Here is a 14,139-nt window from a genome sequence, read left to right on the forward strand (position 1 = left end):
CTCCTATTTAGAACCTTCAAGCATGGTTCTTATTTTGTTATTTTTATATTCTGTATATCTATTTTCGCGTATAGCTGTGCGAATCTCACTCATCATTGTATTATAGAAATATAAATTGTGCAATACACAAAGACGCATACCAAGCATTTCATTTGCCTTCAGCAAATGTCTGATATAGCCCCTTGAATATGATCTACAGGCCGGACAGCTACATCCCTCTTCTATAGGTCTTTTATCAAGCTCATATTTCTTGTTGAAAAGGTTCAGCTTTCCATAGTTTGTATATACATGTCCATGTCTACCGTTTCTGCTCGGATATACACAGTCAAAGAAATCCACTCCCCTGTCTACAGCTTCAAGAATATTTATAGGTGTACCTACACCCATAAGGTATGTAGGCTTATCCTTTGGCAGATGTTCAACAGTTACATCAAGTATATGGTACATCTCTTCATGGCTCTCACCGACAGCCAGACCGCCTATTGCATATCCGTCAAGATTCATCTCGCTTATTTCTTTTGCATGTGAAATTCTGATGTCGTCAATAACTCCGCCTTGGTTTATACCGAAGAGCAGCTGCTCCTTATTTATGGTATCCTCCAATGAATTGAGCCTGTCAATCTCCACCTTACATCTTTGCAACCATCTGGTAGTACGTGCCACAGATTCCTCTATGTATCTTCTCTCCGCAAGTGCCGGAGGACATTCATCAAATGCCATTGCTATTGTAGAGCCCAAATTTGATTGTATTTGCATACTCTCTTCAGGTCCCATGAATATCTTTCTTCCGTCAATATGTGAATTGAAAGCGACGCCCTCTTCCTTAATTTTTCTGAGTTTAGCCAGTGAAAACACCTGAAAACCGCCCGAATCTGTCAGTATCGGTCTGTCCCAATGCATAAACTCATGTAGACCTCCAAACTCTTTTATAAGCTTGTCACCTGTTCTTACGTGCAGATGATAGGTGTTTGAGAGCTCAACCTGACAACCTATTTCCTTAAGGTCATCCGTCGAGACAGCTCCTTTTATAGCGGCTACAGTTCCGACATTCATAAAAAGCGGTGTCTCTACGGTACCATGCACTGTTTCCATAGTAGCGCTTTTTGCTCTATTGTCCACAGCCTTTATTTCATATTTCATAAAATACCTAAACTACAGCACCATTGCTGTCTTTATTTATTTCAACCTTTTTATCTTTTTTCTTCTTATTCTTGGCTTTTTCGGCCTTCTGCTCTTCCTTCTTCTGCTCGATTTTTTTATCAAATCTGTTACTGAAGATGTACCAGAAGATACTTGATAAGAATACGGAAGAATATGTACCCGCTACGATACCTACCATGATCGGTAATGCAAACTCTCTGATAGAAGAAACTCCCATTATAAAGAGTACGAAAATCATGATAAATGTAGTAAGTGATGAATAAATACTTCTTGTAAGAGTCTCGGTTACACTTGTATTTATAATCTCTTCTTTTGTAGCCTTTGACAATAATGCCTTATTCTCTCTTATTCTGTCAAATATTACTATAGTAGCATTTATAGAGTAACCTACTATTGTAAGGATACATGCAATAAATGTTGAGCCTACACTCCAACGAAGCAGTGCATAGAATGCAATTACAACTAAAACATCATGTACAAGCGCAAGCACTGAACTTGTTGCAAATCTGAAGTCTTTAAATCTGAACCAGATATAAAGAAGCATAAGTATTGTAGCAATAACTGTAGCTACAATAGCATCTTTCTTCATCTCGGAACTTACAGCACCTGATATTGACTCTGCTGTGATCTTCTCGGCATCCACACCGAAATTTTGAGCAAGAGCGCTGTTAAGTTTCTCTCTCTCGTCTACTGAAAGTGTACGTGTCTTTATGATAACCTCATTCGAACCTTCAACCTTTTGTGTCTGTGTTCCGGCTTCACCCGTTACTGATTCTACTACAGGCACAACCTCTTTTGAGATTCTGTCAAGTGAATAATCTTCATTAAATGTAACATTTGTAGATGTTCCGCCTCTGAAGTCTATACCGTAGTTGAACAGATCACCATATTTTGCCTTATTTACTCCTGCACCTACAATACCTGCAAGTATAACAACTACTGAAACTGCAATCGTTATATTCTTCATTCCAACAAAATTTATAGGCTTTGCCGCAAGTTTCTTACCATAAAGCTTAGGATTATCAAGCCCTATATTGTAGAAAGCCTTCATTATAAATCTTGTAACAAAAAGTGCTGTAAACATTGACAGTATAATACCGAGTGCAAGTGTCTGTGCAAATCCCTTTACGGTACCTGAACCTCTAAGATAAAGTACAGCTGCGGCTATAAGTGTAGTAACATTTCCGTCAACGATAGCTGACAAAGCCTTCTTAAATCCTAAATTGATAGCTTCATTTACGCTCTTACCAAGTCCGATTTCTTCCTTTATTCTGGTAAAGATAATAACATTTGCATCCACCGCCATACCGATTGAGAGTATGATACCGGCAATACCCGGCAGTGTCAGTGTAATTTCAAATGCAGACAAGAGTAAAATCTCAAGTATAACATATAATGAAAGTGCAAGTACCGATGCAAATCCCGGAAGTAAGAATACCGCCACCATAAATACTGCAAGGATTACAAATCCTACTGCAGCAGCCTTCATACTTGTGGATATGGCTTCCTGTCCAAGCTTTGCTCCTACCACATTACTTCTAAGCTCTTCAAGCTCAAGTGAAAGTGAACCTATACGTATAGTTGAAGCAAGATTCTTTGCTTCATCGTATGAAGTCATACCTGTAATCTGTGCCGTTCCGCCTGTTATAGCAGTCTGAACTGTAGGATTTGAATAAATAACATTGTCATATATAATAGCAATTCTCTGTCCGATAAGTCTTGCAGTAGCCTCTGCAAAAGCCTTTGAACCCTCATCTGTAAATGTAAGTGATACAACATACTCACTGTTACCGTTATTATCTATAATACCGGCTTTTGCTGTTGCCACCTGATCACCTGTAAGTACGGTATTACCCTGTGGATCTACAAAGATCAAAGAACCCGGTTTTCCAAGTTCGTCAAGTATTGCATTGGCATCAGATACACCCGGGATATCAATATTAATTCTATTGCCACCCTCTCTGTAAACTTCAGCTTCTGTTGAGTAATTCTGTACTCTCTGCTGCAACTTATAGATAGTGTCCGCCATATCCTCATCTGACGGATTCGGCTCAACTGTTTGGTAAGTAATACTTACACCACCTGCCAAATCAAGTCCGAGTTTTATTTTACCTGTACTGAATTTGGAAGTTTTACCTGTTTCATCAGCCACATCACTGTCTGTTGCCTCATCTCCGGTCACTTCACCACTCTCATTTGATATGGTAGTCTCACTTGTTGCTACAGCACCGGTATTACCCTTACCTGCAGATAAAACATTGTAAGCAAGAAAACCGAAAAATACCAAAACCACAACTGTGATAAACAGAGAGGCTAAGCCCTTTTGCTTATTGTCCTTCATTATCTTCTCCTATTTTACCCAGCTAACGCTGCTTTTATCATTATTGCACACTCAATTCTCTTTTTTTGAAGTTCGCAACCGATATCATAAGTATCTGTAATAGAGCCGTGGAAGCTATAAGAATTAGCCGCACATCCTCCACTACAATAAAATCTTGCATAGCAATCCTTACACTTTGGCTTAGCGTAAACATTGCACAGCTTAAACTCATTACTGATGTCTTTTCTCTTCAACCCGTCAAAGACATTTCCAAGTAAAAACTCATCTTTTCCGACAAATTGATGACATGGATACAGGTCACCCCAAGGTGTAACCGCCAAGTATTCCGTTCCCGAACCACATCCTGAAAGTCTCTTTGCAACGCATGGTCCCTGAGTCAAATCTATATTGAAGTGGAAGAAATTAAATCCTCTTCCCTCCTTCTTCCTCTTGATATACTCTACAGCAAGTTTATCATACTCTTCCATAATCTTTGGAATATCTTCTTCTCTGATTGCATAAGCTTCACCGTCTTCACCTACTACAGGCTCCATACTTGTCTGCTTAAATCCAAGGTCTGCAAAATGCAATACATCCTTTGAAAACTCAAGATTATTTCTTGTAAAAGTACCTCTGATATAGTAATCCTTTGTGCCTCTGCTTTCTGCAAATTTAACAAACTTAGGAACTATAACATCATAGCTGCCTTTGCCTCCTCTGGTAGGACGCATAGCATCATTAACTTCTTTTCTGCCGTCCAAGCTGAGTACTACATTTGACATCTCCTGATTGCAAAATTCCATAATTTCGTCATTCAAAAGCATTCCGTTTGTAGTAATTGTAAATCTGAATTTCTTATTATTAGCTTCTTCCAGGCTTCTGCCATATTTTACAAGGTCTTTTACCACCTGCCAGTTCATAAGCGGCTCACCGCCAAAGAAGTCTACTTCCAAATTCCTTCTGTTTCCCGAATTGGCTACAAGGAAATCAAGTGCTCTCTTTCCGACATCATAGCTCATAAGAGCTCTTCTGCCATGATACTCTCCCTCTTCGGCAAAGCAGTATTTACATGCAAGATTACAATCGTGAGCAATATGAAGACAGAGTGCCTTTACAACTGTTTCTCTCTCTTTAAAATCATTGATGTAGAGCTCATAAGTATCCTTGGTATAAAGCTCTTCCGCATTTATAAGCTCCTGTATATCGGATATGGCCTCATCTATTTCCTCATCACTGTACTTATCCTTCAAACCTGATTTAATATCAGCTTTTATCTCATCACTTAAGTTTATCGGAGCATCTATCTCTCCAATAAGCTTTTCACCAAGTTCCATTGCATCATACATAAGCTCATCAACTACATGAACAGAACCTGAATTGACATCTAAAACTATATTATATCCGTTATTCTTATATTGGTGTAACAAATTATTCCTCTTTCTATCATGAAGCAAATTTTACAACATGAAAAGCCCCCTTAACAGTCTATGACCGCGAAGGGGGGTTTTTGATACAAGCGTCTTATCTGTTAGGATTCTCACAACCCTGGTTTCCAACTGTGCAAGATGTCTTGCAAGCTGACTGACAAGAAGTTTGGCACTCGCCACAACCACCACGCTTTAAGCTCTCTTTAAGAGTTTTCTCATTTAAAGTAACAACATGCTTCATATACATTCTCCTTCTATGTCGTACTACGACAACAAGCTTTATGCTAACTCATTTTAGCATAAGTAAATATCTTTTTCAATAAATATATTTTTTGAACACTTCAACACTCATATTTGCTCTTTTTGCGGCATCTTCAATGCTTAATATTCCGTCTTTTACTAAGGATGCAAGAGTAGTTACAGCACCTTCAAGCTTGCCTTTTTTTATTCCTTCGATTCTTCCTTTCTCTATTCCTTCAAGTCTTCCTTTTTCTATTCCTTCAAGCCTTCCCCTCTCTACTCCCCTTGCTTCAACTCTATCAAGTACTTCGCACATATTAACATTCTCCTTTCCCTTCAGCTCATTTATAGTTTCTTCAAATCTGTTATCTCCGGTCATCGCACTCATCAGATAAAGTAGCTCTTCAACATGCTCAATTGTAGTTTTATCAGCAGTATAGTCTCTCTTTGTTCGCATTTGATACAGATAATCCGCCAATATTTTAAAGTCACTTTTAAATAAATCAATTTTTACTCTGTCCAGATATGCAATTTCAAAAAGATTAATCTTAAAATCATTTACATAAGATTTTATATCATTATGTACATTCAATATTTCTAAAAGTGTAGTAGGATAATTCCATCTTTTATCATACCCAAGATATAAGACTAAAGTAATCACGGGATACTTTTCCTTATATCTGTTTTCTTTTCTTGTCTGATTTACATACTCTGTACCGTCATATCCGAACACTCTAAGAGGCATTAACTTATCAGGTCTTGTCTGGTTCTCTAATCCAAACAGTGATATATTTATTTTACTGTTTTGCCAGTATTTTGCAATATCTCTCTCCTGTAATCTGACATTACTTCCTATCTTAAGCATACTCATTGGCAGTGCATCCGACAATGAAGATTCATCAACTACATCTTTGCCGTCAAATAAAAGTACATTTAAGATATCAGCAAATACATCATTGTACTTTTCAAGCATCTTTTGAGTTATGTCCTTATCTTTCATATCTCTTCCCCCTATTATACCAAAAATATTATTATTAGGCTGTTTTTTATTATAAATTTTAAGTAAAAGGGCCGTCACTTTTGTAACAGCCCCATTACACTAATCTATTCTTCTTCTCTCTTTTTGTATACAAAAACTATTCCCAAGCCCAGTGCAATGCCTAAAGTTATAACTGCCAAAGGAATATAGCCTGCTGATAAAAGTTTTGCCTGCGGTGCTTTTATTTCAAAGCTTACAGAAGCGATATCGCTTAAATTACCTGCCTTATCCTTTCCCTGTGCTTTTATGGTGTGCTTACCTTCTGTATAAATACTTAAGTTTATTGTACCGTCATCCTTGATTGTATACTCACTCTTATCGAGTAATTTATCATCAAGCCAAACCGATTCAATAAAATCTCCGGGAAGTTCCGTACTTAAAATAATATTTACATTGCCCTCATAGATTTCTCCTTCTTCGGCGCCCAGAATCATACTTACAGGTTTTGTAGCATCATATATAACTTCCACCGGCTTCATTGAAGACTTATTTCCTGCCGTATCTATTACTTCAAGATTGAAAGTATATTTTCCGTCTTTATCTATTGATTTTAAGAACTTTAACTCCCCGTTTACAAACTCAAACGGCTCATCCATTCCGTTTATAGTTGCCGACACAATAGAAATTTCATCGGTGTTCCATACCTCAATACCGGGTTTAAACGGCTTGTTTGTATACTGTCCTACAAGTTCTTCAGGCTTAAACTTAAAAGTGGCTCCTTTTTTATTTACCGAGAAATTCACCTTCTTCTCGGTAACATTTCCTGCCATATCATATATGGTTACGGTAAGTATATAATTGTCGTCAATATATATAGGATCAAGATTTAATATATATCCTCCGTCCTGTTTCTTTGCCTTATATATAAGGTCTCTTGACTTTCCGTCCGCCACGGCTGTAAGAGTAATCTTTGACTTTAGTAAATCTATATTTACATCGCTATATTTTACTACAGGTGAAACTGTTCTTGCATTTGCAGTCAAATCTTCCACTCCTGTAATCGTAATATACGGTGCTGTAGCATCAACATTAAGCTTTTCTTCAAATCTTACTCTTTCCGACTCTGAACCCGGATTGTTTTTAACAACTGCGATTCTGTACTCTCCGTCATCATCAAACACTATATTAGCTCTGTGATTTACACCGTCCGAACTCCAGGTATATTTTGTATTTGACAGTACTTCTTTTCCATTCACATTTTTGTAAACCGATACCGAATAATTATTCTCATTAAAGTCGTTGTCGTCAACATTTACATATGTCGATCTAGTATTCAAGAATCCGTTCAACCTGTTATTTACTATATCTCTGTTTATACTTACTGTATGTCTGACATTATTTATACTTCTGCCGGTATCTGTTCTTTCGCTTACGGCATTTCCATTTCCAACAGGTTGGAAAAATTGAGGCACTTCATTTGATACATCTGTTACTTCTCCTGTTTGAACAGGTTGAGGCGTGTCTTGTATTTCCGTCTCAGTAGTTTGACTTGTATTATTATCTACAATATCTCTGTGTGTAATATTATTTCTTATCACTGAACCGGATATATTTCTGTCGGTATTTACATTACTGTCGACGCTATCCGTTCTTCGGGCACTATCTGTTCTTCCTGCACCTGTATCTTCCGTATTGCTCCTGTTCGTATCTATGGTATCTACAGTAATGCTGTTTGACATTCTTGATCTTTCTGTAAGCTGTATATTTTCATGTACTTCATGTGGTACTTCGGGCTCTATAACAGGCTGAGCCGCCAAAAAGAATATCTGATTCTTATTACCGTTTTTTGAAACAAACCTTCTCATATCTGTATTAACCGTGTTTAAGCTGTTTGTCCTTGTGATCTGTACACTGCGTCCTATCTCAAAGTATACATTGCTTCTATAAAGAGTAATACTTGCATTTCTACTTTCGGTATCACTTAAATTTGAAAATCCTGTTCTGATTACCAAATCATCTCTATTTGTGTTTGAATGTGTTGCAATTGAAGAAGTCGCAACAGATGATGTAGCAAGAGTCGGAGGTCTTGAAACATCATAATCTTCTATCTCAATATTCCCACTGTTTAAAATAACATTCTTTATATTTTCAAAAGAATTTTCTACCAAAACAGGACTCCAGTTAAAATAACTTTCATCATTTGTATCACCCAAATCTCTTGGTGTAGGCAGGGTTAACTTCCCTTCCGAATCTAAGAATGATGAAACATTCCTGATATGGTATCCTTCACCGTCTCTGAAAATCAATCCTATCAAAATGTTTGTAGACGCTGCCATGGAATCAATAATAAAAGATCTGAAAATAATTTGAAATAAAAAACAAAAACAAATGATTACTGCAATTAACTTTTTTTCTATGCCTCTAATATTCATAATACTATCTGCCTCCCGCAATTAAATTAATTTCTTCGATAATTTCAAAATTTGTATTTTTATTGTGATTATTTAGAATCTGACCATGATAATTTTCTAAAAGAATTGTTTCATCCATATCTTTATTATTTTTAACGAAATCATGTGTTCCTCTTTTTGCCGGTAATTTCCTTGAGTTTATTTTTCTAAGAGGCATGGTTGTGTTTTGCATCTTCTGATCCACTACCCACTTTTTCTTTGAACCATAACTTAAAATATCACTAAATGCCTTTCTTACTCCCATTTTAAACCACAACAAAATACTTATAAACAACATGATGACACCTGAAAAAAAACCGCTAAAATATAGTATTCTATGCATCAGATACCTCCGATATTTTTCAATTTATTCTTTAAAGAAACGAAGTTGGAATTAAATTCTATATCAGGTAATTCCCCCGCCTTCATATAAATCATAGCTGATGTATTCACGTCTTTCATATCTATCAACAACATAGTCGAAAGACTTATATAAGCCGTAGCATCTTCAGGATATTTTTCTATAATATCTTCGTACTCTTCAGCTGCCCTTTTGTATTCCCCAAGAGATCTATGAATATCTCCTACCCTGTTTTTAAATAAAACCGTCTGTTCAGGCATAGCGAATATCAGAAATCTTTCATAATATGATACTGCTTCATGTAAATCATTTCTTGATTCTTTTTCATCCGGTTCAATATTTGCTCTTCTATAGTAGGCATCCGCAAATCCGAAATACAATTCCGGTAAATATTTTTCTTTTAAATCCTTGTCTATATAGGAGCTGTTTAATATCTCACCGGATTTATTTAAAAGTTCTATCGCTTTATCAAAAGGTTTTTCACCCACCTTCTGTATGGCAAAAGCATTTGCTCTGTAAATCTTTGACAATGTAATATATATTTCGGCCTTTTCTTCCTCATTTACTTCTGTATTCAGGTACTCATCAACATTTTTCATATCTTTGACTATAATGTTCCAGTCCGTACCTATTTCCGATAAGGATCTTGCTAAAGAAGAATAATATTTTGCCTGTGGATATTTCTTTATATTTACTTTGTCAAAATATCTTGCGGCCGTTCCATAGTCAATATCAAACTCTGTATCCTTACTGTTGCCGAGAAAATAAATCTGTCCCATTCTCATCATAAGATCGTCATTATTACCCAAATTACCTGTTCCCGATGCAATCATTGCAGAAATCGCCATAAGTCCGTTCCTTGTCTGCCCAAGATCACAGTAATAATCAAGCATTCTTATATATGCTTCCGTACTGTTTGGGGATATATTTATCGCATCTCGGAAAAGTTTTAAAATATCAGAATCAACTACATTCTCACTTCCTGCTGAAGCAATTTTAAGAGCCGCTTCAGATAAATAATTGTTATAGACCTTTGAGATTTCCCTTTTCTCCATTCCGTTTACAACAATAGCCATAGAGAAAAATGTAAAAGAGAGAATAAGGCTTACCGCAAACAAATATATTTTCTTTTTTTGTGTTGCTATGTATGAATCATCCAAATCTCTGAAATGTTGCAGTGCATATGACATTTCTTTACAATCGTTAAATCTTTTGTCAGGATCTTTTCTTGTGGCTCTGAGAATTATCTTTTCAAGACCGTTTGACAAACTCTCATCCCATCTTCTTATCGGATAAAGCTCATATGGCGGCTCTGAAGGATTCACACCGGTAAGAAGATGATACATAGTTGCACCAAGATTATATATATCCGTCCTGGCATCTGTTTGTCTTAAAGTCTCTCCCGCAAACTGCTCAGGTGCGGCATACCCTATAGTACCGAGACATGTTGTGTCCGATACACTGTCGTAGTTATATTTTCTTGCCGTTCCGAAATCTATCAAAGTGATTTTACCGTCAGGTCTTAACATTATATTTGCCGGCTTCAAATCTCTGTATATTATCGGAGGATTCTGTGAATGCAAGTAATCCAGCACATCACAAAGCTGTATTGCATAATCCGCCACTTTATCTTCTTCTATAACTCCTTCCTCAGACAAAATATCGGATAAAGGCCTACCCTCCACATAATCCATTACTATTATTATGGTATCGTCATTTTCAATTATATCTGCGATACTTGGTAGGTAAGGATGCTTTAATTCTTTCAAGAGATTCGTTTCAGTTATAAGACTTTGTTTCATAATCTCATAATTTTTGTTTTTCTCTTTTCGCATCTCCTTTATGGCCCATTGTTTATTTGCCTTTTCATTCATCGCCAAATAAACAACACTCATACCGCCCTGTCCGATTTTATTTAAAATCTTATACTTTCCGTCTAAAAGGCTGCCTATTTCCAACATATTACCCCTATTATTGAACTTTGACCAATGCCGCCGATATATTATCCTGTTCATTTCTCCTAAGATTCAATGATATCAGCCTCTTAATCATCTCATTAAGTTTATTACTTTCGCATCTGCCAAGTAAGCTCAACATCTCTTTTTCAGATATCTCATGCCTGAATCCGTCGCTGCAAAGCAGTAAAATATCGCCTTTTTTCACTTCTCCGCAAAACATATCAGGCTTTACACGTTCTGATGCTCCGATACATTGCAAAAGTACATTTCTTTTCGGATCATTTTTTGCTTCTTTTTCTGTAAGTCTTCCCTCTGCCACCTCTTTTGCAATAACCGTATGGTCATTTGTAAGTCTCTCTATTTTAGATGAAGATATTTTATATAGTCTGCTGTCTCCTACATGCCATACAAAAAATCTGTTTCCTGCCAAAAGAAAAGCAGTTATTGTTGTACCGAGATATATTCCATGCTCTTTCCCATAATAGAGCAATCCCTCATTTTCAGAACTTATGATACTTCCTATATCTTCCCTCATTCTGCTTTCATCCCAGATACTTTCATATTTACTGTAACTGTACAAAAACCAGTCTGAAAATGCTTCCGCTATGCTCTTGCTGGCCAACTCACCACAGGAAAGTCCACCCATTCCGTCACAAATTATGCCTATACAGACTTCCTCACCTTTAAATTTGGCTCTCTTTAATATTACACTGTCCTGATTACAACTATTTTTTAATCCGACTTCGGTTTGTGCCGCCAAAAAATAATTCATATTTTATACCATGTGAAATTCAAATTCTTCATTTGATAAACTTATAATGTCATTATCCCAAAGTTCAACTTCAACACTTGATGATACTTTTTCACCGTTTACCATTGTAAAATTCAGTGACTTCAAGTCTCTTATAAAAAATAATCCGTCTTTTCTTACAATTTCCGCATGATTCCTACCGACTGAAGAATTGTAATTTATACAAAAATCAACATAGCTTTTTTCTCTTCCGATTCTAAAGCTTGACTTATCTATAAGAATTTTTTCACCTGTTCTCTTCCATATCAGAAATGCGTTTAATACGTTTACAGAAAGTCCAAGTAATGTCGTCTCAGCAAAGCGGTCTGAATTTTGTAAAACAGTGGTTTCCGCAAAATTATTTGAATGTAATTTTGATGCTTCCGTCTTGTTATCAACAACGTAAACTTCTTTTTCCTTCTTTTTCCCAAAAAGAGAAAATCCTTTTTTATCATTGGATTCTTTCCGGTTGACTGTAGCTATATTTACCGGTTCTTCTCTACCCGGAATAAGAAAACTGCTTTGTTTATGGTAATCATTTTCTCGAGTTTTTGAAATTTCCTCTTTCTTTTCAACCTTTCCAAAGCCAAACAAACCCTTTTTCTTTTCTGAATTTACCGGTTTCATATCCAATTCAATATTTGATAGTGGTTTATTATTAACAGAATTGAAAGCACTTACAGGGGATTGCATATTTACCGAAATCTGTGTTCCGCTGCTGTAACCGGTATTATCAGGAGTTAACTGTTCGAGTTGCTCCTCAATATTGTATACCCTTCTTTTTTTAAACTCGGATTTGATTTCCGGCTTTGTGATAGCGAAGTTTTCAATATGTTTTTTTTGTTTTATTTGGGATATTAATTGTAAGAATTTTTCGATAGAAAATGATTCTTCATCTGAGAGTTGCCGACTTACATCTACCGCAAAATTTGCAGCCTTATTATTTTTAACTATCATATAAAGCAGTAAATTTTTAAAGAATTCGAGTATACTTAAATTATTTCTTCTGTCATACAAAGGCAGAAGTATCATTTTTATATTTACGTTGTCGGTAAAAATATATTTATTTTCCAAAACCAACTGTGCTTCACCAAGCATATATTCTTCTATATCCGTTAAAGCTTTACAAATGTTCTCAAATACATTCAGCAATTCTTCCTTTGTAAGTTCTTCGCTCAAATATTCATCCAGATTTTTCAACTTTTCAGTTTTATATTTAAACTCCGTCATTGAATCATGCATGATTATATCTATGGGAAGCAAGCCTTTAATATTATTATTTCTCATCATACCGATGCTTATATTATCAATTTTTTCATTTTCAGCAACATAATATATAAGCTCAATATCCTTTTCAGTCTCATTCCTCTTAAACATATGGTCCTCCTATCTCAAATTTTCCAAAAATGAAACCTTTGACAGTATCTCAGTCAAATCATTGCTATCTGCACTATAATTTTTCACAAAGTCTCTTACAGACAAGTTTTGTGGAATTGAAATATTATTAATATCTTCTACCTTATTGCATATAAGAGTTATTTTATTTGTTATATCAATAGCTCCATTATTTTCCATAATATGTAATGCCTCATTTAACTCGGACATTTTCTTGATTCCATGCTTTGTATCATCGAAAACAAACACTATCTTATATGCAAACTTTGAAAAAGTATTCAATCTGCTTCCGGGATCGAAATTACAATCTATAATTATATGTCTGTACTTACCCATTCCCTTTATTTCTTTAATAAGTACCGATATATCTTCATCACTGAGTTCAAGCATATCCAGAGCCGTCCTTGATTTATTGAAGAAATTCAGCCCTTCACTTGTCTTTAAAACACTGCTTTCTATTTTTAATGAAACACTTTGCTTTTTACTCTTTATTGCATATATGATTTCATCAAAGCCGATATTTCCCTCTCCGCTTAAGAAAATATCGGATGAATTAAGTATTTCAAAATTCAAATAGAGTGTCGGTATTCCTCGCCTTGCCAATCTCTTTGCATAGGCTATGGCAAGAGAAGTAGCTCCCGCCCCTCCGTTTACCGGCATAAACACCTCAACCAAAGTATTATTTCCGTCATTAAATTTATATGCAATATCACCGTTTGAACCGTCTGCCAATACATTCAATATTTCCTTATATATATTTTCAGGCTTCTTGAATTTATTGATTGTCTTTATATTGTTTTTTCTCTCTATCAAATCCCTGTCAGAGAGGTATGCCATACTCATCTTTTCACTGTATGACGATAAGTCATCTTCTATATTTTCAGATACAAGCATAACATCTATAGACTTGTTCCCTCTGTTATTTTCAAATGAATCTAATGAAGAAAAGGTCAATATTTCTATTCTGTCCTGATAATTTTTAATATAAAAATCCGACAATCTTTTTCTGTAATCCTCATCTGTGTCTATTAAAGCCAGTCTGATTTTCATTAAAAACC

11 protein-coding genes are annotated in these 14,139 nt (G+C 35.7%); all 11 read right to left on the minus strand.

Annotated elements, in window-relative coordinates:
- Positions 1 to 3 precede the first annotated feature (3 nt).
- The 11 genes from tgt to HMPREF1495_RS06550 all read right to left on the minus strand — a co-directional run bounded on the left by tgt (position 4) and on the right by HMPREF1495_RS06550 (position 14,131).
- Entirely contained in the window at positions 4 to 1,140 is a 1,137-nt protein-coding gene (gene tgt, locus HMPREF1495_RS06500) for a tRNA guanosine(34) transglycosylase Tgt (protein ID WP_034213052.1), read from the minus strand.
- A 7-nt stretch (positions 1,141 to 1,147) separates the two neighbouring features.
- Positions 1,148 to 3,502 carry a protein translocase subunit SecDF gene (locus tag HMPREF1495_RS06505; protein WP_034213054.1) on the minus strand — a complete coding sequence of 785 codons (2,355 nt, stop codon included), beginning with the start codon at positions 3,500 to 3,502 and terminating at the stop codon, positions 1,148 to 1,150.
- A 14-nt stretch (positions 3,503 to 3,516) separates the two neighbouring features.
- The gene (gene scfB, locus HMPREF1495_RS06510) at positions 3,517 to 4,908 is read right to left on the minus strand and encodes a thioether cross-link-forming SCIFF peptide maturase (RefSeq protein WP_007593207.1); all 1,392 of its coding nucleotides are present in this window, start codon (positions 4,906 to 4,908) and stop codon (positions 3,517 to 3,519) included.
- Between the two features lie 94 nt (positions 4,909 to 5,002).
- A complete protein-coding gene (gene scfA / locus HMPREF1495_RS06515) occupies positions 5,003 to 5,149 on the minus strand; it encodes a six-cysteine ranthipeptide SCIFF (RefSeq protein ID WP_007593215.1) in 147 nt (48 codons plus the stop codon).
- 75 nt (positions 5,150 to 5,224) lie between these two features.
- A complete protein-coding gene (locus HMPREF1495_RS06520) occupies positions 5,225 to 6,148 on the minus strand; it encodes an Rpn family recombination-promoting nuclease/putative transposase (protein ID WP_034213056.1) in 924 nt (307 codons plus the stop codon).
- Positions 6,149 to 6,252: 104 nt separating this feature from the next.
- On the minus strand, positions 6,253 to 8,559 hold the full coding sequence (locus HMPREF1495_RS06525; RefSeq protein ID WP_034213058.1) for an Ig-like domain repeat protein: 2,307 nt from the start codon (positions 8,557 to 8,559) through the stop codon (positions 6,253 to 6,255).
- Positions 8,560 to 8,563: 4 nt separating this feature from the next.
- Positions 8,564 to 8,920, minus strand: a complete 357-nt coding sequence (locus HMPREF1495_RS06530) for a hypothetical protein (RefSeq protein ID WP_007593218.1) — start codon at positions 8,918 to 8,920, stop codon at positions 8,564 to 8,566.
- Positions 8,920 to 10,899: a protein kinase domain-containing protein gene (locus HMPREF1495_RS06535; RefSeq protein ID WP_034213060.1), complete on the minus strand. Its 1,980-nt coding sequence runs from the start codon at positions 10,897 to 10,899 to the stop codon at positions 8,920 to 8,922. Before HMPREF1495_RS06535 ends, HMPREF1495_RS06530 begins: the two co-directional genes overlap by 1 nt.
- A 10-nt stretch (positions 10,900 to 10,909) precedes the next feature.
- Positions 10,910 to 11,668, minus strand: coding sequence for a PP2C family protein-serine/threonine phosphatase (locus HMPREF1495_RS06540; RefSeq protein ID WP_034213062.1), 759 nt, complete (start codon positions 11,666 to 11,668; stop codon positions 10,910 to 10,912).
- A 3-nt stretch (positions 11,669 to 11,671) separates the two neighbouring features.
- Complete coding sequence (locus tag HMPREF1495_RS06545) at positions 11,672 to 13,063, minus strand: DUF6382 domain-containing protein (RefSeq protein WP_034213064.1); 1,392 nt, start codon at positions 13,061 to 13,063, stop codon at positions 11,672 to 11,674.
- A 9-nt stretch (positions 13,064 to 13,072) separates the two neighbouring features.
- Positions 13,073 to 14,131: an ATPase AAA gene (locus tag HMPREF1495_RS06550; RefSeq protein ID WP_034213066.1), complete on the minus strand. Its 1,059-nt coding sequence runs from the start codon at positions 14,129 to 14,131 to the stop codon at positions 13,073 to 13,075.
- Positions 14,132 to 14,139: the final 8 nt, after the last annotated feature.

Source organism: Lachnoanaerobaculum sp. MSX33, assembly GCF_000512995.1.
Lineage (GTDB): Bacteria > Bacillota > Clostridia > Lachnospirales > Lachnospiraceae > Lachnoanaerobaculum.